Source organism: Trichlorobacter sp. (assembly GCF_034008105.1).
In the GTDB taxonomy this organism is placed as follows: Bacteria; Desulfobacterota; Desulfuromonadia; order Geobacterales; family Pseudopelobacteraceae; genus Trichlorobacter.
The window spans coordinates 16,116-37,485 of record NZ_JAVEPN010000020.1 but is presented as its reverse complement, the minus strand read 5'-3'; the positions used below and the strand labels follow the sequence as shown (position 1 = coordinate 37,485).

Here is a 21,370-nt window from a genome sequence, read left to right as displayed (position 1 = left end):
TTACTTCCCAGGGAGAGACGATGCCAAGGGCCATACCAAAGAGCTGTTCGGGTTGCATGTGACGGGCACCTCCAAAATGAGATGACCGACTATACCACGGCTACCCACTCATTTCGACGAAGAGCCTCTTCTTCTGCCAGATTGAACACCACCCAGGAGCGACCACCATAGTTCAAGTCGCGCACAGTGCAGAACAGGTCGGCCAGGTTGATGATGGCACAGAGTACCGGATCGGAAGTCGCCGCGCGGGGATCATGGTGAAACAGGATCGCCTCCCGGTAGGCCTCGGGAAAATTCCAGCGCTCTGCAATACAGAAACCGATTTCGGCATGGGTAGTACCGAAGGTCTCCGCCTCGGCGTCAATCAACTTAATCGGCCGCTGTCTGGTCATCTCCAGCACTTTTGCGAACTGCTCAGCCCGGTAATAACTCAAGACCACCTCGCCGATATCGTGGATGATGCCGCCGATGTAGGCCTTTTCCAGATCCGGGTAGTGGATTTTTTCGGCGATCACCTTGGCCACCATGCCAACCCCGAAGGCGTGTTCCCAGCAGGGAGCCACCTCCAGCACGCCGCCCTTGTCTTCGAAGGCATTGATAAAGGAGGAGGTGAGCGCCACCTCCTTGATGTGACGCAGCCCGAGGTAGACCAAGGCACGCTTGAGCGAGGTAATCTCCTGGCTGGGCCGGTAGACCGGCGAGTTGACCATCTTCATCACCCGGGCGGTCATCACCTGGTCGGCCAGCATCAGATCAGCCACTTCATCAACATTCACATCCGGGTTGTTCAGCAGCTGCAGCACCTGGGTCGCCACCGCCGGAATGGTCGGCAGGTCATCTATGGTGGCCACCATGCTGCGGGCTGTTTCCAACATCACCTGTCTATCCATAGCTTGCCGCCCTCATTATTTTTTGTAGCCGAAGCCGCCCGGGAAATGGATCGTCTTGAACTTGTCGTTTACCCCATGCAGCGAATCGGACTGCCCCACGAAAAAATAGCCGTAGGGCTGCAGGTTATTATAGAAGTGCTGGACAACCTTGGACTTGGCCGCCAGGTCAAAATAGATCAGCACGTTGGCGCAGAAGATAAAGTCAAAACTCTTCATGAACACCATCTTGGTATCATCGTACAGGTTCAGCTTGTTGAAGGTGACGAACTTCTTGACCTCTGGCGAGAGTATGAACTTGCCGTTTTCTTCCTTGAAGTACTTCTTCTTATACAGATCAGGCACGTTACGCACCGAATAGGCGTTGTAAATCCCCTCCTTGGCCTGGGCGACCACGGTCTCGTTGATGTCGGTGCCCACGATCTCGATGATCCAGTCCTTAAGCAGGGTGGCCCGTTTCTCCAGCAGCATCATCGAGAGCGTGTAGGCCTCTTCGCCGGAGGAAGAGGCGGCGCTCCAGATACGCAGCTTGCGGAAGCCCATCTTGCCTTTGGCCTCGACGATCTCCGGCAGAAACTTGGTCTCGATGGCGTTCAGCTGGGGGACACAACGGAAAAAATAGGTCTCGTTGGTGGTGACCTCATCCAGCAGGAAGCGTAGCTCCTCACCACCCCGCGGCGATTTCAGCAGGGCGTAATAATCCATGGCGGTCTTGGTGCCGGTGGCCTCCATCCGCTTGGTCAGCCGGCTTTCCAAAAAATACTTCTTGGTGCTGTGGAAGTACATGCCGCACAGGTTATAGATGAAATCTCGCAACAGCTCGAAATCTTTATCAGATATAGCCACGGTTACATCCTTTTCAGAGATTCGTTCAGCGGCCGGCAGCGGCGTTGTCACCGCTGTCAATCATGCCGACCGGGTCAACAATCAGGGTTACCCGACCATCACCCAGAATGGTTGAACCGGCAATACCAGGGATGTTGGCCAGATAATTGCCCAAGGACTTGATTGCCACTTCCTGCTGCCCCACCAGGCGGGTCACCACCAGACCAACCCGCTTGTCGGCAGCGCCGATCACCACCACGTAGCAGAAATCATCCCGTTCAGCAGCGGGCTGTACCTTGAAGACCTGTTCCAGGCGGATCAAGGGCAACACCGACTCGCGCAGCTTGAGCACCTCCTGGCCGCCCACCACGTGGAACTGGCGCTGGTCAACCCGCAGGGTTTCCAGAACGGATGAGAGCGGAATCGAGTAGACCTCACCCTCCACCTCAACCAGCAGGGACTGGATGATGGCCAGGGTTAGTGGCAGGCGCAGGATGAACTCGGAACCGAGCCCCTTCTCGCTCTTGATCTCAATCAGACCGTTCAGCTTTTTGATGTTGGTCTTGACCACGTCCATGCCGACCCCGCGGCCGGAAAGGTCAGAGGCCTTATCCTTGGTGGAGAAACCGGGCAGGAAGATCAGGTCGAACATCTCGCGCTGGCTCATGGCTGCCAGCTGCTCTTCGGTGATCAGCCCCTTCTCGATCGCCTTGCGGCCGACCCGTTCGGTGTCAATGCCGCGACCGTCGTCCTTGATGCTGATGATGATCGAGTTACCTTCGTGTACGGCGGCCAGCACCAGGGTCCCGGTACGGGGCTTGCCGGCGGCCAGCCGTTCTTCCGGCGTTTCCAGACCGTGGTCCATGGCATTGCGAATCAGGTGGATCAGCGGATCGCCGATCTCGTCCACTACTGAACGGTCCAGTTCGGTCTCTTCACCGAAGATCTGCAGATCCACCTCTTTACCCAGGTCGCGGGACAGGGAGCGGACGATGCGGGGGAACTTCTTGAAGACCTTTTCCACCGGGATCATCCGCATCTTGAGGACCTGCATCTGCAGTTCTGAGGTTACGAAGTTCATCCGTTTGGTCAGCTTGCCGAACTCTTCGCCAAACAGAATCTGATCAGAGCTGCCCCCCTGCAGATCCTGGTTGAGCTGGATCATCCGGTTACGCTCCAGCACCAGTTCGCCCACCTGGTTCATCAGATCGTCCAGCCGCTTGACATCCACCCGCACGGTGGAACTGTCGGACAGATCATCGCCCCCCTTGTTATCAGCGGGCTTGGGCGGAGCTGTTTTTTTGGCAGCAGGTGCTGCCGAAACAGCAGGAGGCAGAGGCGCGGTCGGGCTGGGAGGCTCTGGTTGCGCAGTCGGCTGTCCGGCCGCAGCAGATGGCTCGGAAGGCGCCGAAGGTGCAGCTGCGGGTGGTGGCTCAATATTGACCTCTGCGGCAATCGGCTCGACGACCGGATCAGCAGGCGGCTGCTGGACCTGCTCAGTCAAGAGCGGGATCAGCTTGTTGACGGTCTCGTCGATCTCACGGTCAACGATATCACCGCCCTTGATGTCGGCCACCAAGGTCTTGACCAGGTCGGTGGCTTCAAGCACCACATCCATGATCTCGGGGGTCACCAGCAGTTCACCCTTGCGCAGACGATTCAGCACATCCTCGGTCTTGTGGGTCACCCGCACCAGCAGGTCAAAGCCAAGAAAGCTTGAGGCACCTTTTACGGTATGGATCGAACGGAAGATCTGATTCAGCAGGTCAGTATCGCTCGGGGTCTTTTCAAGAGCGACCAGGTCGTCATCCAGTTTTTCCAGCAGCTCGGTGGTTTCAGTCAAAAAACCTTCAAGCAGTTCCTGGTCTTCGCAATCAATCGGCATCGTACACCTCTACGCGTGAGATGAAGTAAATAACGGAACAAGACCAGTAACCATCAGAGGTTACTGAACAGCTGACGTTCATCCTGGGTGAATATCTTCTCAAGCTCCAACAGCACCAACAGCCGCTCGGCCTGGTTAATCACGCCGGCAATGCACTCCTGGTCGATGCCACTGCTCACCACGGCCGGTGACGGTTGAATCTCGCTGCTGGAGATGCGGATCACCTCGGAGACAGCATCAACGATAAACCCCATCAACTCTCCACCCACATCCATGACCATGATACGGGTCTGCTTGTCATACTCGGCGTCGGCCAGGCAAAAACGCTTACGCATGTTAATGATCGGGATTACCTTGCCCCGCAGGTTAATCACGCCCTCCACATAATGGGGCGTGTTGGGCACACGGGTGATGGTTGGCATACGGATAATCTCACGCACCTTGAGAACATCGACGCCATACTCCTCCTGGGCAAGATTGAAGCTTACCAGCTGGATCAGCTCGCCCTGCTCTCCACTACGGACATCATCAAGCTTCATCGGTGCCAAGGCATTTGACATGTAAGGCTCCTCGCGTCAGTTTTATTGCGCATCAAGGCCGCGGAGTCCGGCGCACACCCCCGACCCGGCTGGTAGTTGCTGGTCTGTAATCTACCATGCTACCCGGCAGTCTGCAAGCACAGGGAAACCCATTTTTTCGCTCAGCTACTGCCGGATTACAGCCGCCTGCGCCTACTGCCCCATCCAGCCAAGTCAGATTATTGACATTACGGACCAGTTACTGGTATGCTCCAAGCGTTGCCAGCCGTCACATTACCACCAAAGATTGCGCAAGAAAGCAGGTTATCAGCCATGCACAGCGAACTGCTGATTGTCGAAAATGATCGCAAGACCAGAGATTTGGTGTCAGCTTTTCTGACATATCAGGGCTACAGCACCACCGTACTGGGTGAGCGTGACGATATTTTTGACACTATTGGCAGCAAACCGCACCGGGTGGTGATCGCTGATCTGCAAACCCTGCTGGCACGCAGCCCCGACATCCTGACCAAGGCCTGGGAGGCCAGCCCTGACCTGGTGATCCTTGCGTACGACCAGCCGGACACAGCACGCAACCTGCCGCACAACGAGCGGCTGCTCTTTATCCCCAAGCCGCTCAACCTTGACGAACTGGAAAGTGTGGTGATGCGGGCCCGTGAATACCAGGCCCTGCAAGCCAGTAGCGGCGAACCATCCACCTCGGAGGAGTTTCCACACTTCCTCTGCTCCACCATCATTGGCCGCAGCCGCACGATGCTGACCTTGTTTGAGATGTTGGAAAAAGTCGCCGAATCAAATGCGACCGTGCTGATCCAGGGAGAATCAGGAACCGGCAAGGAACTTGCAGCACGGGCCATACATCAGCTCTCCAGTCGCAGCAGCAAAAACTTCGTACCGGTCAATTGCGCCGCCATTCCGGACGAGCTACTGGAAAGCGAGCTGTTCGGCCACGTCAAGGGCGCCTTCACCGGGGCCTACGCCAACCGGCCCGGTCGTTTCGACATGGCCGACAAAGGGACCCTCTTTCTGGATGAAATTGGCGACATGAAGGCCAACCTCCAGGTGAAGCTGCTACGTGTACTGCAAACCAAGGAGTTCGAGCCGGTGGGCTCGGCCCGTTCGCAGAAGGTGGACGCCCGGATCATTGCCGCCACCAACAGTAACCTGGAACAGTTGGTGGCCAACAAGGATTTTCGCGAAGATCTCTATTACCGTCTGTCGGTGATTCCAATCACCATTCCGCCGCTGCGTGAACGGCGCGAAGATATACCGCTCTTGATCAATCATTTCCTGGGGCGCTTCAACCACGACAAACGTCGACTGGTCAAGGGGTTTTCGCGGGAGGCCTTAGAGATACTACGTAACTACGACTGGCCCGGCAACGTGCGGGAGTTGGAAAATCTGGTGGAGCGGATGGTGACCCTCAAGGAGAACGGTTTCATCACCCCCGATGATCTGCCGGAACGTTACCAGCCCGGCAGTAGACCCTTGCCCCGCAGCACGTCGGCGGCCCCTGCACCGGCAACAGCCCAAGCTGAGGAGTTGCCGGCCAACGGCATTTGCTTGAATAGCGCAGTGGATGCCTTTGAAAACCGGCTGATCCTGCAGGCCTTGCAACGCACCGGCGGCAACAAGAAGGAGGCCGCCAGCCTGCTGAACCTGAAACGCACCACCCTGATCGAAAAGCTGAAGAAAAAGAACCTGCAGTTCGATGCCTAAAGGGAGCGTTCCATGTCGCTAAATCCCGCTCAGACCCTGTCACTGCTGCAAAGTATGCTGCGTGAGCCTCAATCAGCGGCAGACGGCAAGCGGACCACCTCGGCCGCCTTTGCCAACCGGCTTGACCAGGCACTGGAACGGGGTGAAGTGCCGACCGACAGTTCTCCCGAATCAATCCAGCGGGCAGCGGAGACCCTGCGCCTGACCACCCTGCGCAGCTCGTTGGAACTGCTGGATGATCAGCCGTCCCCATCCGGCGGCCTATCCCTGCCGTTACCCGCCACCTCGCAGCAGACACTGCCAACGATCCAGGCCTATCTGGCCAACCAGACACAGCAAGGAACTCCAGCCCCACCATCAGTGACGATGCCTGCCACTACGGCACAACCAACTCAGGAGGCCGAGGAGCCTGGACCAGCACCACTCAGCCGGCTCTCACTGCTGCGCGACACCACTGCCGGCACCACTTTTGAGCCGATCATCCAGAAGGCATCGCGTCAGTACGGTGTAGATGCCGAGTTGATCCGTGCGGTCATCAAGGCCGAAAGCAACTTCAACCCCCGCGCGGTCTCCCACGCTGGCGCCCAGGGCCTGATGCAGCTGATGCCGGCTACTGCCCGCGGCCTGGGGGTCAGCAACTCCTTTGATCCTGAACAAAATGTGATGGGTGGCACCAGGTTTCTGAAAGGACTGCTGGATCGCTACAACGGTGATCTGGATGCAGCTCTGGCCGCCTACAACTGGGGCCCCGGCAATGTGGATCGCCGTCCCGATCGACTGCCCCGTGAGACCCGTGACTACCTGGTGAAGGTCAAACAGTTCTATGCCAGCTACACCGGCTAACTGCTCAGATACTCAGCCAGCACCCCGCTCGTCTGCCGCAGCCGTTTACTCATGGTCCTTGCCAGCTGCAACAGCAGTTTAGCCCACAGACGCGGCATCTGGTCCGCCATCTGCGTACAATGGTCCTCATCTAACACGAGCAGCAAAACCGGCGTAGTGACAATGACCGATGCCGAACGAGGTTCGCCGTCGATCAAGGCCATCTCGCCCACCACCTGCCCCGGCCCCACCGAGGCGATCTCCTTGCTGGTGTGCTGCAGATCCTCCTTGACAATTCTGACCCGTCCCTGGAAGAGCATACACATAAAATCACTCTGTTCGCCCTGGCGACAGACATAAGTACCGGCATCGGCGCGCCAGGCATCAAAGTAGGCAGCTAACGACTGCAACTCCTGCCAACCCAGACCACTGCCCAGACGGCTTTTTTCCAGTAACGTTGCGCGTTCCTGCAGCGAGAGCTGCTGCTCAACCATACCGGCCAGAGTAAAACGATCCCGTAATGGCACTTTCCGCCTCCTTACCCACAAACCTTAGCAGCGAAATTCAAAACAAATACGGTCTGTTAGCCCCAAGCCACTTGAACATAACCACCTCTTATCCTATGATACAACGGTGTTAACACGTTAGCGGCCGCATGCAGCAAAAGCCGTCAGGTTCCTGGCACCACCACCCAAAAGAGGAGAAGCCACCTCAATGTCTCAACAGCTCCAATATCGTCCGATCATCACCGCTTGCATCAACCCGGCCAGCTTCCCCAGCGTGGCGTTGTATGTCAAAAGCGGCCCCAACTTTGTGCTCTACAAGCCGGCGGAACGTCCCCTTACCCACCAAGATCTGCAGCGCCTCGAACAGAACCGGGCCGAGACCCTCTACATCCGTACGGAAGAAATGGCGCCGGTGGCCAGCTTTCTGGAAGAGACCATCACAGAGATTATGGACAGCGAGAGCCTGCAACCCCAGGTCAAGGGCCAGATTCTCTCCCAGGTTGCCATGAACTATGTGATGGACCTGTTCACCACCCCGGACAAACTGACCGATGTTGAACGGTGTCGCCACCTGGTGCGACAGCTGATGAACTTCATCACCCAGCACCCGAACGCCTTTGATTCATTGCATGCGGTGGTCGAGCACGACTATTACACTTTTGTGCACAGCGTCCAGGTGGCCTCGCTCTCGATGCTGGCCCATGCCGAAATCTACAGTCTGCCGTTGTATGAACTGGAGGATGTGGGCATTGGCGGGATATTGCACGACGTGGGAATGATCTTCATCCCCAACACCATCTTGGACAAGCCGGATGCCTTGAGCAACTTCGAATACACCATGATCAAGCGCCACGCCCAGCGGGGCTATGAGTGTCTGCGCGATCTGGGCGGATTCAGTGAGATCTCGCTGGCGGCGGTCCGTTTCCACCATGAACGCTACAACGGCGACGGCTACCCCTTCAGCCTGGTGGGAGACGCCATCCCGCGCACCGCACAGATCACCGCTATTTGCGACGTGTACAGCGCGCTGACCTCCAACCGTCCCTACCGCTCGGCCATCAGCAACCAGGAGGCCCTGACCCTAATGGAACGGGAGGGCCGCTCCATCTTCAACCCAGACCTGCTGGCCCGCTTCAAGAAGATCGTCGGCGGCAGTCCGTCAGAAGAATAGCTGCCAGAGCATCACCCCACCAAACAGCAGGAACATGCCGCCGGCGGCACGGTGAATCCAGCAGACCGGAATGTAGCGTACCAGCTGCTTGCCGGCAAAGATTCCCAGCAACGAAACCAGCCACAGCGCCAGGGTTGACGCGGCAAACACCGCCACCATCCCGATCCGGCTTGCGGAATGTACTGCGGCCTGACTGGCGGTCACCAGTTGGGTCTTGTCCCCCAACTCCGCCATAAAGATCATCAGAAAGGCCGTACGCATGGCACTGGCCGCCGTGGGGGGCGGTGCATCGTCATCCTCGTCAGCGCAGGCATTACGCAGGGTCGCTACCCCGAAGTACAGAAACAAGAGCGCCGCCACCAGGGACACCCAGAAGCGGGGCAACATCAGGAACAGCACCTTGCCCACCGCCACCGCTGCCAGATTGAGCACCACAAAGGCCAGGGCAATCCCCACAAAAATCCGCTTCCAGGGGTAGCGCAACGCCAGCGCCATGGCGGTCAGCTGGGTCTTGTCCCCCAGCTCAGCCACAAAGATCAGGGCGAAGGTGGTCCAGAAGATGGAATCAGTCATGCATGCTCCGGTAGGGTTGATGACTGTAGCGGTCCGAAGGCTCGGCCAGGGTCTCGTCCTCGATCTCCAGCGGATGGATCGGCTCGAACTGTTCCATGGCCGATGCCGGCAGCATACCGGTCTCGACGCGCATATAGGTTTGGATTTCCCGCAAGGCGGCCAGGATCACCTCTTCGTCCTTGGGCAGTTCATGGGGGCTCACCTCCAGGGTCATGCAGCCCTGGTAGTCGGTGTGTTTGAGGTGATTCAAGAAACGGGTCAACGGCAGGCGGCCGTGACCAGGCAGCAGATGCTCGCGGTTGAAGCCGTAGTCCGAGAAGTGGACGTTACGCATCCGTCCCGATTCGTAACAGAGGTAAAAATCGTTGATGAAGTTGGCCTTGCCCGAGCCCATGTGAGTGGTGTCAAAGGTCAGGTACAGGTTGTGATCGTGGATGAAAGTCACCAGGTCCCGCGTGGCTGAGAGGATGTTGGGGTTGACCTTGAGGCGGCCGCCGACCCAGGGCATGTTTTCCAGCGTAACCATCACCTGTCCGTCAAGCCCGATCTGTTTCTGAAAATCACGTATCTTGTACAGCCAGCGCCAGAAGCCAATCTCAAGCCCCAGCCATGAAGGCGGGTGAAAATTGACCAGCGGCACACCGGTCTTGGCCGCCAGATCGATCGAATTGAACAGAGATTCGACCGGGCCGCCCCAACCGTCAAGCGGCATGAAAGGGGCGTGGATCGAGTTGATCGGACAGATCTGCTGCAGCTTGCGCACCAGCTTGACCGGGTTCACCCACTGGAAGTCCTGATTGATGATCAACTCCACCCCGTCAAAACCGGCCTGTTCAGCCAGTTCAAAGGCGCGTTCCAGCGGCAGGGTGAACAGCGACCCGCTGGAGAGCGAGAGTTTCACCCCTGCCTTCATGCCTGCTGTCCAAAACTGACGTGGAGATGGCGCTGCAGATCGGCCACGGTTTCAAGGCTGGTCCGTAGCTGTTCCTGCTCGTCATGGCTCAGCAGCGCCAGATCGAGATTGAGGATATCACGGCAATCCTGGCCGGGTGAGGCGGTCAATTCAAGGGTTAAGCGGTGACGACTGAAGAGATGCCAGGCCTGCAGTGCACGTTCTGCCAGATCCACATCAAGCCGACCGTTACGCACCAACTCACGCAAACGGCGCGGGGTACCGTCTTCAACCAGATCATGGTGCAGACACAATCCCCCCACGCAGGCTCCCAGCGGCAACAAGGCGTGCTGCAGCAGGGCAAAACGGCCACGATAGGGACCACCACGGTTCAAACGAAAACCGCCCATCATCCCCAGTCCGTTGGAAAGAACCGTGCAACGCTCCACCAGATTGGCAACGGCCGGTCGCTGGCGTAGCTGTTCACTGCACAACGCCCTGAAACGACTGGCCAGGCACTGCTCATCAACCAGGACCGCCTGATCGACCAGGCGCACCAGTTCAATCAGTTCACCCTTGTCATTGCCAGCAACGCCACACTCCAGACGCTCACGCCACTGTTCCAAACTGCCGCGCCAGTCAGGCTGCAGCGGTGAAATGGCCTCTTCCAGGGCGATGCCGCAGGCACGCAACCAGGCCATCAACTCCTCGGCAAATTCAGCCATCAGCTGGTCTTCGGCTGGCGTGCCTGCGCCGTCCCAGACCAAGGCCAACTGAACGCGGCAAAAGCGGGTATATTCAAACCGCCCTGCCGGTCCCAACGCCAACAGGGCCAAGGGTGGCAGCTCAACACCATCCTGCTGGCGCAAGGTGCGGACCTGCATGCCGATCAATGCAGCCAGAAAAGCATTGGCTGCCTCAAAAAAAGCCGGTGGCGACTGAAAGCGACGGAAGTGGCCATAGGCAGTCTCATAGAAACCGGCCACAAGCGTGAGCAGCGCTTCCTGATCGTCGATTGACGTCAGGCGTGCTGAAAGCTGGTCACACTGTTCGATGAACTGCCGGTTTTGAGCGGCAACCATCCCCAGCTCGTCCCCGATGACCGCCAACAGGTCGCCCATCGCTTCCGGCTGCCTGGCCGCAACCGTCCGGATGGCGGCCTGTCGATAGCCGGCAACAAATTCGTCAAGACCGCGCCAATCCTCCAGCCGGTCTCCCTTGGCAAGCAGCAGTGCCATCAGCGATCCTTCACGTCGTGTACATTGCGAGCCAGAAAGCCGACTATCTCATCGGATGGCGGACGAGTCAGCAGCGAGACGACAATCATTACCACCACCACCAGTGGCGCCCCCAAAAAGGCCGATGACGTCAAGGGGAACAGGGTCGTAACCACTGGCAGTACGCCGCCCAGCAGAGGGGCTGAAAAGCTGATCGCCACCCCCACCAGCATGCCTGCCACCACACCGGCTGCATTGGTGCGGCTCCACCAGATACCCATCAGGAATGCGGGGAAGATGGTGTTGCCAGCCAGGGCAAAGGCCACCGCAGCCGTTTCAGCAATCATCCCGACTGGTTTCAGCGATAACGCCAGCACAGCCGCGGCCAACACCAGAAAGAAGCCTTTGGCCATGGTCAGCTTGTCACTGTCGGTGGCCGAGGGGCACATCAGGCGGGGGTAAATATCATAGGCAAAGGCAGCCGCACCGTTCTGCAGCAGTCCTGAGATGGCATAAAAGGCCGCCGCCAGACCGCCGGCCACCAGCAACCCCACCACCCAGACCGGGATGCCGCCCTGCAGGGCCGCCGTCAGCGTAACCAGATCGGCGGTCGCTGGGTCGGGCGTCTTGTATGCCAGCCCTGCCTTGGCATCGTAGAGACGGGCCAGCACCCCGTAGGCCGGTGCCGACCAGTAGATCAGCGAGATGAAGAACAGCCCCCAGACTACCCCCCAGCGGGCGTCACGGATACTGGGAGCCATATAAAAACGCGATAATACGTGGGGTAATCCGGCGGTGCCAAACATCAGCGTAAAACAGAGAGCCAGCCAGTGGTAGAGCGAAACAGTGGCAAACGGCTCCGACCAGTAGAATCCAAACTGGGTCTGCAGATCGATGATCGCCTGTCCGTAGCCGAACTGGGGCAGCACCCAGAAATAACCGAGTTTTTTGGTAAGAAACATCAACGGCAACACAAAGGCCACGATCAGCACAAAATACTGCAGCCGCTGATTGCGCACCACACCCAGGGTACCGGAGATCACCACGAAGGTGACCACCAGCGCGCCGCCGGTCACCACGGCGGCCTGGTAGCCGATGCCGAACAACCAGGAGACCAGCAGCGCCACACCGCGCACCTGGGCGATGCAGTAGATGATCGATATCATGATTGAGATCAGGGCAGCCAGGGTACGCGCCGTACCTGACTCATAGCGGAAACCGACGAAATCGGGGGCGGTAAACTTGCCAAAACGCCGAATCTGGGTGGCCAGCAGCACCAGCAGCAGGATATAGCCGCCGGTCCAGCCGATCACAAAGGCCATGGCGTAGTAACCTTTGAGATAAAACAGGCCGGCCAGGCCCAGGATACTGGCGGCGCTCATCCAGTTGCTGGCAATGGCGGCGCCGCTCCCCAGACGACCACTGTAGTTGCCGGCAAAACCGTAGTCAGAGGCCTGGCGCATCTTGCTGCCCATTCCCCCCAGTACAAACAGGGCAAACATGGCGGCAACAATCATCAACGGTATCAGCTGGACTGGCGACGAGCTCATGGTTGCTGCTCCTTTTTGCTGCGCCCGGTGGCTCGATAACGGATAGTGCCTTCGAATTTGCGGGATTCATGGCGGTCCATCCAGAGGTTGAAGGCAACCCCCAGCAGGATGAACCAGAGCGGCAGGAACTGGCCCGAAAGCCAGAAATGGATCGGCAGGTTAAAGAAGATTATCTCCGACAGCCAGTACTCGATCAGGGTGGTCTCCATGTACCAGATTGCGACCTGGGAGCCCACCACCGCCACCAGCCAGGCGGCCATAATCATGACAATGACCTGTACCTCGCCACGCAGTAACCCTGACTGCGGCCTGAAGATATTGATACCCTGGTCCGTCCCCTTGTGGTCCATTGTCCCTCCTAGCCATCGTTGGTACGACGGTAATGCACAAAATGGATAGCGCTGCCCTCGGCCATGAATTTCAGCATGTACTTGGTGCGCGGATACTGATCCAGGTCATGACGCCACAGGTCGGGCGCCAAAACGTTTTCAAACTGGCGCTGCCGAGGCATCATCCGGGCCACATCAATACCGTAGTCGGCAAAATCGGTGGTGAAGTACAGATCGCCCCCCGGCATCAGGTAGTCGGCCAGGGTTGCCACAAAGGCCTCATTCACCAGACGCCGCTTGCGCTGCCGACGTTTTGGCCACGGGTCAGGACAGTTGATAAACACCGCCCGCAATGACCCTTTGGCGATGCAGCGACTGATAAACGAACGGGCCTCGTCCCGCACCACCCTGATATTCTGCAGGCCGAACCGCTCGGCACGGCGGCAGGTTTTCAGGCAGCCCTTGTTGTAAAAATCGATGGCAAGGTAGTTCCAGTCAGGATGACGAGCGGCCATGGTGACGGCAAAATCGCCAATGCCACAGCCTATTTCAAGCACCAGCGGATGCTGATTGCCGAAGATCATATCCCAGGCCGGCAGTTCGTCAAGTTCGGATCCGGCTAAAAAGAGCGGCGAGTGAATCGGTAACAAGGTCTCCATAGGCCGGAGTTGTACCACAGCAGCCCGCCATTTTCATCGTATTTTGCATTGACCAGCCGTTGCCGTATCCTCAGACAGCGCGCCTGATTGCCATTTATCCACAGCTGTGCTATAGGCTGTTCTGTTTAGCTGCGGGCAGAGGGAGAAGCCATGGAACTGCTGGGCGGATTCATAATCATGCTGGTGCTGCTATCGCTGCTGCTCGGCGCCGTCTGGCTCAGTCTCCCGATCCTGATCATCGGCCTATGGCGACGTCTGGAGCGGCTTTCTCTGCAGATAGAGCGGGTTGAGACCCGTTTGACGCAGCTTGAGCGGCAACTCACGCTGCAGCCGACACAACAAACAACACTACACACTACTGCTATGACGAATGCAGCTACACAGGGAGGTATTGATGGGACTGTTGACCGATAAAAAAGCCCTGATTCTGGGGGTTGCCAACGAGAAAAGCATCGCCTGGGCCATAGCCCGGTTGTTTCACGCCGAAGGGGCTGAACTGATGCTGACCTACGCTGGCGAGGCCGTGGAAAAACGGGTGCGCCCGCTGGCCGAGTCACTGAACGCTACGGTGGCCCCCTGCAATGTTACCAGCGATGATGAGATCGTCGCTGTCATGGCCGATATCAAAGAGCGCTGGGGCGGACTTGACATCCTGATTCACTCGGTGGCCTTTGCCGACCGGGAAGAGCTGAAGGGCAGCATCCTCTCCACCACCCGACAGGGCTTTGCCACAGCCCTCGATGTCAGCGCCTACTCCCTGATCGCCCTGCTGAAAGAGGCCCAGCCGCTGATGGTCGGGCGCAACGCCTGTGCCCTGGCCATGAGTTACTATGGCGCCGTCAAGGTGTTCCCCAACTACAACGTGATGGGGGTGGCCAAGGCTGCCCTCGAGGCATCAATCCGCTATCTGTCGGCCGGTATGGGCACCGACGGCGTCAGGGTCAACGGCATCTCGGCCGGCCCGATCAAGACCCTGGCCGCCTCAGGGGTCGGCGATTTCAAACAGATTCTCAACACCGTCGAAGAACGGGCGCCACTACACCGCAACATCACCCAGGAGGATGTGGCCAAATCGGCGCTCTACCTGTGCAGCGACCTGGCCAGCGGCGTAACCGGCGAGGTACACTATGTGGATGCCGGCTACAACGTGACCGGCATCTAAGCGGAGTCCCGCCATTCACGATATCTTCGGTAATCTTGCCGGCCTGCGACAGAGCCAGCTCCAACCCCTGGAGCGGCTCTACCGCCGCCGGGCTCAGCCTGATGAATGCTGTTCCAGCGAACTGGCCCAGCGCCTGATGGAACTTTCCCAGGAACTGCGCCGCCAACTGGGCATCCTGATCAACCGCCAGGGCAGCGTCGCCTACGTGATCGTCGGTGATGAAAAAGGGCTGCTGATACCTGAACTGAAAGACTACCCCTTGGGCCGCAAACGGCTGCGTGGCCTACGCCTGATCCACACCCACCTCAAAAACGAACCACTCACCGAAGACGACCTGACCGACCTGAAACTGTTGCGCCTGGACCTGGTCGCTGCGCTGACAGCCCCTGCTGGCAGTCAGCGCGTTAGCGTCCAACTGGCCCATCTCTCCAGCTCCCCCTCAGGCATCACCCAGCTTGCCCCGCAACCGTTTGACCGCTTGGTCGGGTACGGCAGCGACGAGATCGCAAGCCTGGAAAAGGAACTGGAGCGAGCCGTCAAGCTCCAGACACAGGCAAGGGAAGGACAGGAGCAGGCCATCCTGATCTCGGTACGGGCCGCTGGCGAGCGGCGGGAGGTAGAGGATTCGCTGGCCGAACTGCAGGAACTGGCCCGCACCGCCGGCGTCATGGTGCTGGACAACTTCATTCAACTGCCGCGCAAGCTGAATCCCCGCACCCTGATGGGTGAAGGCAAGCTGCAGGAGGTGGTGATCCGCGCCCTGCAACGGGGGGCCAGCCTACTGATCTTCGATCAGGAACTGACCCCGGCCCAGGTGCGGGCCATCTCGGCCATGACCGAACTGAAGGTCTTAGACCGCAGCCAGCTGATCCTGGATATCTTTGCCCGCCGCGCCACCTCGCTGGACGGCAAGGTGCAGGTGGAGCTGGCGCAGCTCAAATACCTGTTACCTCGCCTGACCGGGCGCGGCACCCAGATGTCACGGCTGATGGGCGGCATCGGCGGACGGGGACCGGGCGAAACCAAGCTGGAGACCGACCGGCGCAGGATTCGCGACCGGATCACCGCCCTGGAACGTGAGCTGGAAGAACTTTCCCGCGGCCGGGAGCAACGTCGCAGCCGTCGCGTCAAGGCCGGCGTGCCGATCATCTCAATCGTTGGCTACACCAATGCCGGTAAATCAACCTTGCTGAACGCCCTCACCAAGAGCGAGGTGTTTACCGAAAACCTGCTGTTTGCCACCCTGGACACCTCTAGCCGCCGCCTGCGCCTGCCCCGCGACCGCGAGGTGATCATCACCGACACGGTCGGCTTCATCCGCTCGCTGCCCAAATCACTGATGGGCGCCTTCAAGGCAACCCTGGAGGAGCTGCGGGATGCCGACCTGCTGCTGCACCTGGTGGATGCCTCCAACCCACGCTTTGAGGATCAGATCCGACAGGTGCGCGCCATCCTCGAAGAGCTGGAACTGGACACCATCCCGGAGGTGGTGGTCTTCAACAAGACCGACCAGCTGGAACCGCTCAAGAAAAAGGATACCGTCGCCTATCTGCGGGTCAAACAGGCGCAGATGCGCTACAAGGCCATCAGCATCAGCGCGGTGCAACGCCCTACGCTGCAGCCGCTGTTGGAGGAATTGAAGCGCCGTTTCTGGCCCGAGGCCGATTGACAGGCAACGGCAGGTTAGCCTATAGTAGCCAAATTACGATCTGCCAGGGAGCTCATGCGCGACCTCAAACATCTCTGCACACCGACACGTACTAAAAACCGACGCGGCCTGGTGCTGGTTTCGCTGCTTGCGCTGATCCTGATCCCGCTGGCGCTGCTGCTGGTCAGACAAGTTGCCGATGCCTACAGCAGCTGGCGCGGCCAACCGCCTGCCCCGGCTCCGATCAGCCTCGGCACCGAGCTGTTCGGTACTGCCAACGCCCTTTTGCCGGCAGCCCAACAGACCGATAACGGACTGATCGCCACGGCCAACGACGGCACGCTGCTGCACTACAGCATCATGCCCGCACTGCAGCAACGGGTTGAACGTTTTTTGCGCTCATATCAGGTGCCCTACGGCCTGCTGATCGCCCTGGAACCGTCCACCGGCAGGGTGCTGGCCCTGGCCGGCCACTCCTCGCTGGCACCGGACTGGACCCAGCAGGCCCCCTATCAGCTCTATCCGATGGCATCGCTGTTCAAGATGGTAACCGCCGCCGCTGCCCTTGAAAACGGCGTGATCAACCCTGACACCGTGCTTGCATTCCGTGGCAGCGCCATCTCAGAAACCCCCTCCAGCTGGGACCCGCGCCCCAGGGGACGCAACAATCAGATGGATGTCTCGGACGCCATGGGCAAATCCTGCAATCCGGTGTATGGACGGATCGCCAGCGACCTGGTGGGCGCTGAACGGCTGCAGGCGGCCTGCGAGCAGTTCGGCTTCAACCGTCAACTGCTGCCCGGCCTACCGGTACACGCCAGCCAGGCTCCGCTGGCCGCCACCACCACTGATCTGCGACTCTTGGGATCGGGGCTGGAGCATAATCTGCAGATATCGCCGTTGCATGCCGCCCTGATCACAGCCGGCATCGCCAACAAGGGCGTCATGATGACTCCCCGCCTGGTAGACCGGGCTGAGCGCGAGCAACAGGAACTGCGCCTAGCACCCACCACCGAGTTGCTGCGTGTCACCTCGCCGCAGGTGGCCGACAGCCTGACCCGTATGCTGACCAGCACCGTCACCACCGGCACCTCGCGCCGGGCCTTCCGCAGCCCCCAGGCCCGACAGCTGCTGGCGTCGGTCAGTGTGGCCGCCAAGACCGGCAGCATCAATGGCGACAACCCCAAAGGGCATTACAGCTGGTTTGCCGCCTACGCACCGGCGGACGACCCTCAGATAGCACTGGTGGCACTGGTTATCAACGGGAATCGCTGGAGAATCAAGGCATCACAGGTGGGAGAGCAGGCCCTGGACGCCTTTTTCAGGGTTGGTAGTTAGTCAGGGTAAACAGACCGTCCTGCAATTCACCATAGGAAAACTGGCCGATCCAGTCCCCCACAGCCAGCAGGGTAAAATCGCCATCCCGCTCCAAAAGCGGCAGATGGAAGTGTCCCAGCACCACCGCATCCAAGCCCTGCGACCGGATGTGGGCCGCATAGTCCGTGATAATCCGGCGGTAATCCCAGCGGGCAGTATTGTCTGCGTAGCGTCCACCGCTGGAGCGCTGGAGCCGTTGACGGATAGACTGGATGACGCTGGCAGGCAACAGACGACCGCTCCAGAGCAGGACGGGATTACGCACCATGTGATACAGCAGGCGGTAGCGCCAGTCAGCCCGGTTCACCAGATCGCCGTGGCAGAGCAGCACCTGTTTTCCCTGCAGTTCGACAACAACCGGCCCTGTATGCAGTTCGGCGCCGATCCGCTCGGCCAAAGCGGACCCCAGCCGGAAGTCATGGTTACCCTCCAGGTAGATCAGGCGGGTACCGGCCTGACGCAGGCGTGACAAGGCAGCGATGACCGGCTCATGGTCGTCAAAGGACAGCTGGGGCAGACCGATCCGGAAGTCAAACAGATCACCCAGGATACAGAGCGTGTCCGTTGTACCCTGCAGCTCCTCCAAAAAACGGATCAGCAGCCGGTAGTTATCATCTTCAGGGGCCCGCAGGTGGGCATCAGCCAAAAATATGGTCCGCATGGGCAGCGATTGTGCCGCCCTGTCCAGGCCGTGTCAACAATGAAAGTGGAGTCAAGATGCAGCATCAGGTTGCCATACTATGGGATGAACTGCTGGAGGCCTTTACCAATATGGAGGCCGAGCGGGTCTATTTTCTCGACCGGAGCACCGGCGACATCTTCTTTCTGCGGGCCGACCAGCAGGAGCGGGTCTGGCAGGAGATCGATCAACTGCAAGACCGTTTTCTGGAAATCCCCCGTTTCGACCATGCCGCTGAACGTCAACTGCTGTCCGGCTTCAACCTCAGCCATGACAACGACGAATTGCGCCGTCTGCTGGCCCACTGCCTCACCGGCCGCCCTCCCTACGTCACTTCCACCACCATCCTCTCCTTTTTTCCTGAAGAAGAAGAACGTCTCAACGAATTGAAGGACCACTTTCTGAGCGATCGGGTAAAAAGCTGGCTTGAAGAGCACAACCTGTTTTCCACCACCACCAGTCTGCGGGCCATCAACTGACCGGGAGGCGCCCTGCCTCCCCTGCAAAACCTATTGTCGACCAACCTAGCGAGGACTGAACCCATGACCTCACGCTCACTCCAGATCACCGGCATGTCCTGCGCCAACTGCGCCGCCCGCATCGAACGAGAGGTCGCCGCCCTGCCCGGTGTTGCAACCAGTGTCGTCAATTTTGCAATTGCCCAGCTAACCGTCAGCTTCGACGAGCAGACCATCACAGCCGAGACCATCGCCGCAAAGGTTCAATCCCTGGGCTACGGTGTGATCCGCCCCGAGCCGCCGGGGGAACTGACCTTCGGGGTCAGCGGCCTGCACTGTGCCTCCTGTGTAGCCCGGCTGGAAAAGGCGTTACTGGAGCATGGGGCCATCACCACCGCCGTGGTCAACCTGGCTGCCGGCACTGGATTCGTACGTTTCGATCCGCAGCAGATCGACAAGGGACAGATCTTCGCCCTGGTGCATGAGGCCGGCTATACCCCGCTAGAGCTTTCCGCAGCGGAAGAGGCTGCCGACCAGGAGCTGCTCCATCAACGCAACTGGTTCCTGTTTGCCCTGGCCCTCTCGCTGCCGATCATGGCCACCATGACCCTGCACCACCACCGCGGCATCGGCTGGCTGAACCTGTGCCTTGCCACCATCGTCCAGTTCAGCGCCGGCCTGGCCTTCTATCGCGGCGCCTGGTCAGCCTTAAAGAGCAAGAGCAGCAACATGGACCTGCTGGTGGCCCTGGGCACCACGGCGGCCTGGGGTTACTCGATGCTGGCCTTCTTCGGCCTGTTCGGAGAATTTCGGGATGTCTTCTTTGAAACCTCGGCCTGGCTGATCACCTTCATCCGGCTGGGCAAGTACCTGGAGGCCCGCGCCCGTGGCAAGGCCGGCGAGGCCCTCAAAAAACTACTGCATCTACAAGCCGACAAGGCCCGCCTGGTGACCCCGGACGGCGAGAAGGAAGTGCCGGCCTCGATGGTGCGGGTAGGTGACCTGGTGGCGGTGCGCCCCGGCGAGACCATCCCGGTGGACGGCGAGGTGCAGGAAGGCAGCTCCAGCGTGGACGAGGCCATGGTCACCGGCGAGTCGCTGCCGGTCAGCAAGAAGGTTGGCGACGCCGTTACCGGCGCCACCATCAACAAGAACGGCCGCCTGGTGGTACGGGCCACCCGCATCGGCGAGGAGACCCTGCTCTCCCAGATCGTGCGGATGGTGCGAGACGCCCAGGGTGACAAGGCGCCGATCCAGCGCTTTGCCGACGCGGTCTCAGCCTGGTTCGTACCGATCGTGGTACTGCTGGCCCTGGCCACCTTTGCGGTCTGGTACCTGCTGCTTTCCGCCCCCTTCATCATCGCCTTCAAGTTCGGTGTGGCGGTGGTAGTCATCGCCTGCCCCTGCGCCATGGGCCTGGCCACCCCCACCGCCATCATGGTGGGCAGCGGCGTTGCCCTGGCGCGGGGTATCCTGGTCAAAAAGGGCTCGGCCCTGGAAACCATCGCCAAGCTGCAGGTGCTGCTGCTGGACAAGACCGGCACCCTCACCAGCGGCCAACTGGCCCTGACCGATCTGGCCACCGCACCAGGCGTGGACGATCAACGACTATTGGAATATCTGGCCACTGCCGAACGCTCCTCCAACCACCCCCTGGCACAGGCCGCCGTTGCCGGCGCCGAGGCACAGGGGATCACCGCCGCCGCGGTGACCGACTTCAACGAACAGGAAGGCCACGGCGTCACCTGCAGCTATAACGGCCTCAGGCTGGCGGCCGGCAACCAACGCTTGATGCAGGCCCAAGGGGTTGCTACCGATGTCGTGGATGACGCGGCAGCCCGGCTGGCCGACGAAGGCAAATCGTTGATCTACGTGGCAGCCGACAAGAGCCTGATCGGCGTGGCCGCCTTCAGCGACACCCTGAAAGACAGCTCGACGCAAGCCGTGGCTGCACTGAAACAACTAGGTATCCGCACCGTGATGATCACCGGCGACCATCAGGCAGTGGCCGCAACCGTAGCCAGGCAGGTGGGGGTAGACAGCTTTGAGGCCCAGGTACTGCCGGGCCGCAAGCAGGAGGTTGTCAAGGAGTATCAGGCACAGGGGCTTACGGTCGGCATGGTGGGGGACGGCATCAACGACGCCCCGGCCCTGGCCGCGGCTGATGTGGGGATCGCCATCGGCGGCGGCACCGACGTGGCCAAGGAGACCGGCGACATTGTGCTGATCCGCGATGACCTGCAGGACGCGGTGCGTGCCATCACCGTGGGCCGGGCCACCCTAGCCAAGGTGAAACAGAACCTCTTCTGGGCCCTGTTCTACAACGTGATCGGCATCCCGATCGCGGCCGGACTGTTCAGCGGCTTGGGCATCACCCTCAAGGCCGAGTACGCCGGCCTGGCCATGGCCTTTTCATCGGTCTCGGTGGTCATTAACTCGCTACTGCTGAAACGGGTGGCAAACAAACTGTAA

Annotated in this window: 21 protein-coding genes; 9 read left to right on the top strand and 12 right to left on the bottom strand. The window is 59.6% G+C overall.

The features are described 5' to 3' along the window. Positions 1 to 89: 89 nt before the first annotated feature. Genes RBQ93_RS11460 through RBQ93_RS11445 form a run of 4 tightly spaced genes read right to left on the bottom strand, consistent with a single transcriptional unit; the run spans position 90 to position 4,157 of the window. Positions 90 to 890, bottom strand: coding sequence for an HDOD domain-containing protein (locus RBQ93_RS11460; protein ID WP_320372255.1), 801 nt, complete (start codon positions 888 to 890; stop codon positions 90 to 92). Between the two features lie 15 nt (positions 891 to 905). Further along, positions 906 to 1,733, bottom strand: a complete 828-nt coding sequence (locus RBQ93_RS11455; protein ID WP_320372254.1) for a CheR family methyltransferase — start codon at positions 1,731 to 1,733, stop codon at positions 906 to 908. A gap of 25 nt (positions 1,734 to 1,758) precedes the next feature. Next, positions 1,759 to 3,597, bottom strand: coding sequence for a chemotaxis protein CheA (locus RBQ93_RS11450; protein WP_320372253.1), 1,839 nt, complete (start codon positions 3,595 to 3,597; stop codon positions 1,759 to 1,761). A 53-nt stretch (positions 3,598 to 3,650) separates the two neighbouring features. Further along, positions 3,651 to 4,157: a chemotaxis protein CheW gene (locus tag RBQ93_RS11445; protein WP_320372252.1), complete on the bottom strand. Its 507-nt coding sequence runs from the start codon at positions 4,155 to 4,157 to the stop codon at positions 3,651 to 3,653. A gap of 291 nt (positions 4,158 to 4,448) precedes the next feature. Between RBQ93_RS11445 and RBQ93_RS11440 the strand changes: the two genes are divergently transcribed. Both RBQ93_RS11440 and RBQ93_RS11435 read left to right on the top strand, forming a co-directional pair. Then, positions 4,449 to 5,855 (top strand): sigma-54 dependent transcriptional regulator, encoded by a 1,407-nt coding sequence (locus RBQ93_RS11440; protein ID WP_320372251.1) that lies wholly within the window; start codon positions 4,449 to 4,451, stop codon positions 5,853 to 5,855. A 12-nt stretch (positions 5,856 to 5,867) separates the two neighbouring features. After that, positions 5,868 to 6,698 carry a lytic transglycosylase domain-containing protein gene (locus RBQ93_RS11435; protein WP_320372250.1) on the top strand — a complete coding sequence of 277 codons (831 nt, stop codon included), beginning with the start codon at positions 5,868 to 5,870 and terminating at the stop codon, positions 6,696 to 6,698. Here RBQ93_RS11435 and RBQ93_RS11430 read toward each other — a convergent pair. Continuing rightward, a complete protein-coding gene (locus tag RBQ93_RS11430; RefSeq protein WP_320372249.1) occupies positions 6,695 to 7,204 on the bottom strand; it encodes a cyclic nucleotide-binding domain-containing protein in 510 nt (169 codons plus the stop codon). The genes RBQ93_RS11435 and RBQ93_RS11430 overlap by 4 nt on opposite strands. A 187-nt stretch (positions 7,205 to 7,391) precedes the next feature. Here RBQ93_RS11430 and RBQ93_RS11425 point away from each other — a divergent pair, with 187 nt between their 5' ends. Further along, on the top strand, positions 7,392 to 8,354 hold the full coding sequence (locus RBQ93_RS11425; protein ID WP_320372248.1) for an HD-GYP domain-containing protein: 963 nt from the start codon (positions 7,392 to 7,394) through the stop codon (positions 8,352 to 8,354). On the opposite strand, the gene RBQ93_RS11420 is transcribed toward RBQ93_RS11425, so the two are convergent. From RBQ93_RS11420 to trmB, 6 genes are read right to left on the bottom strand one after another with little or no spacing between them, the layout of a single operon-like run. Next, on the bottom strand, positions 8,343 to 8,927 hold the full coding sequence (locus tag RBQ93_RS11420; protein WP_320372247.1) for a TMEM165/GDT1 family protein: 585 nt from the start codon (positions 8,925 to 8,927) through the stop codon (positions 8,343 to 8,345). The two genes, RBQ93_RS11425 and RBQ93_RS11420, sit on opposite strands and share 12 nt — an antisense overlap. Continuing rightward, positions 8,920 to 9,828 (bottom strand): sugar phosphate isomerase/epimerase, encoded by a 909-nt coding sequence (locus RBQ93_RS11415; RefSeq protein ID WP_320372256.1) that lies wholly within the window; start codon positions 9,826 to 9,828, stop codon positions 8,920 to 8,922. The genes RBQ93_RS11420 and RBQ93_RS11415 overlap by 8 nt, the downstream gene beginning before the upstream one ends. A gap of 8 nt (positions 9,829 to 9,836) precedes the next feature. Further along, positions 9,837 to 11,057: a putative nucleotidyltransferase substrate binding domain-containing protein gene (locus RBQ93_RS11410; protein ID WP_320372246.1), complete on the bottom strand. Its 1,221-nt coding sequence runs from the start codon at positions 11,055 to 11,057 to the stop codon at positions 9,837 to 9,839. Next, entirely contained in the window at positions 11,057 to 12,586 is a 1,530-nt protein-coding gene (locus RBQ93_RS11405) for a sodium:solute symporter family transporter (protein WP_320372245.1), read from the bottom strand. The genes RBQ93_RS11410 and RBQ93_RS11405 overlap by 1 nt, the downstream gene beginning before the upstream one ends. Beyond that, the gene (locus RBQ93_RS11400) at positions 12,583 to 12,936 is read right to left on the bottom strand and encodes a DUF4212 domain-containing protein (protein WP_320372244.1); all 354 of its coding nucleotides are present in this window, start codon (positions 12,934 to 12,936) and stop codon (positions 12,583 to 12,585) included. Before RBQ93_RS11400 ends, RBQ93_RS11405 begins: the two co-directional genes overlap by 4 nt. Positions 12,937 to 12,944: 8 nt before the next feature. Beyond that, on the bottom strand, positions 12,945 to 13,574 hold the full coding sequence (trmB, locus tag RBQ93_RS11395) for a tRNA (guanosine(46)-N7)-methyltransferase TrmB (protein WP_320372243.1): 630 nt from the start codon (positions 13,572 to 13,574) through the stop codon (positions 12,945 to 12,947). Between the two features lie 150 nt (positions 13,575 to 13,724). On the opposite strand from trmB, the gene RBQ93_RS11390 reads away from it, so the two are divergent. The 4 genes from RBQ93_RS11390 (at position 13,725) to RBQ93_RS11375 (ending at position 17,722) form a co-directional block, all read left to right on the top strand. Further along, entirely contained in the window at positions 13,725 to 13,988 is a 264-nt protein-coding gene (locus RBQ93_RS11390) for a hypothetical protein (protein WP_320372242.1), read from the top strand. Next, the gene (locus tag RBQ93_RS11385; RefSeq protein WP_320372241.1) at positions 13,969 to 14,736 is read left to right on the top strand and encodes an enoyl-ACP reductase; all 768 of its coding nucleotides are present in this window, start codon (positions 13,969 to 13,971) and stop codon (positions 14,734 to 14,736) included. The genes RBQ93_RS11390 and RBQ93_RS11385 overlap by 20 nt, the downstream gene beginning before the upstream one ends. 136 nt (positions 14,737 to 14,872) lie before the next feature. Then, a complete protein-coding gene (gene hflX / locus RBQ93_RS11380) occupies positions 14,873 to 16,405 on the top strand; it encodes a GTPase HflX (RefSeq protein WP_320372240.1) in 1,533 nt (510 codons plus the stop codon). 54 nt (positions 16,406 to 16,459) lie between these two features. Further along, complete coding sequence (locus RBQ93_RS11375) at positions 16,460 to 17,722, top strand: penicillin-binding transpeptidase domain-containing protein (protein ID WP_320372239.1); 1,263 nt, start codon at positions 16,460 to 16,462, stop codon at positions 17,720 to 17,722. Here RBQ93_RS11375 and RBQ93_RS11370 read toward each other — a convergent pair. Then, positions 17,706 to 18,422 (bottom strand): UDP-2,3-diacylglucosamine diphosphatase, encoded by a 717-nt coding sequence (locus RBQ93_RS11370; RefSeq protein ID WP_320372238.1) that lies wholly within the window; start codon positions 18,420 to 18,422, stop codon positions 17,706 to 17,708. The two genes, RBQ93_RS11375 and RBQ93_RS11370, sit on opposite strands and share 17 nt — an antisense overlap. Positions 18,423 to 18,478: 56 nt before the next feature. Between RBQ93_RS11370 and RBQ93_RS11365 the strand changes: the two genes are divergently transcribed. Together RBQ93_RS11365 and RBQ93_RS11360 are read left to right on the top strand one after the other, a co-directional pair. Beyond that, positions 18,479 to 18,919, top strand: coding sequence for a UPF0158 family protein (locus RBQ93_RS11365; protein WP_320372237.1), 441 nt, complete (start codon positions 18,479 to 18,481; stop codon positions 18,917 to 18,919). A gap of 63 nt (positions 18,920 to 18,982) precedes the next feature. Further along, entirely contained in the window at positions 18,983 to 21,370 is a 2,388-nt protein-coding gene (locus RBQ93_RS11360) for a heavy metal translocating P-type ATPase (RefSeq protein ID WP_320372236.1), read from the top strand.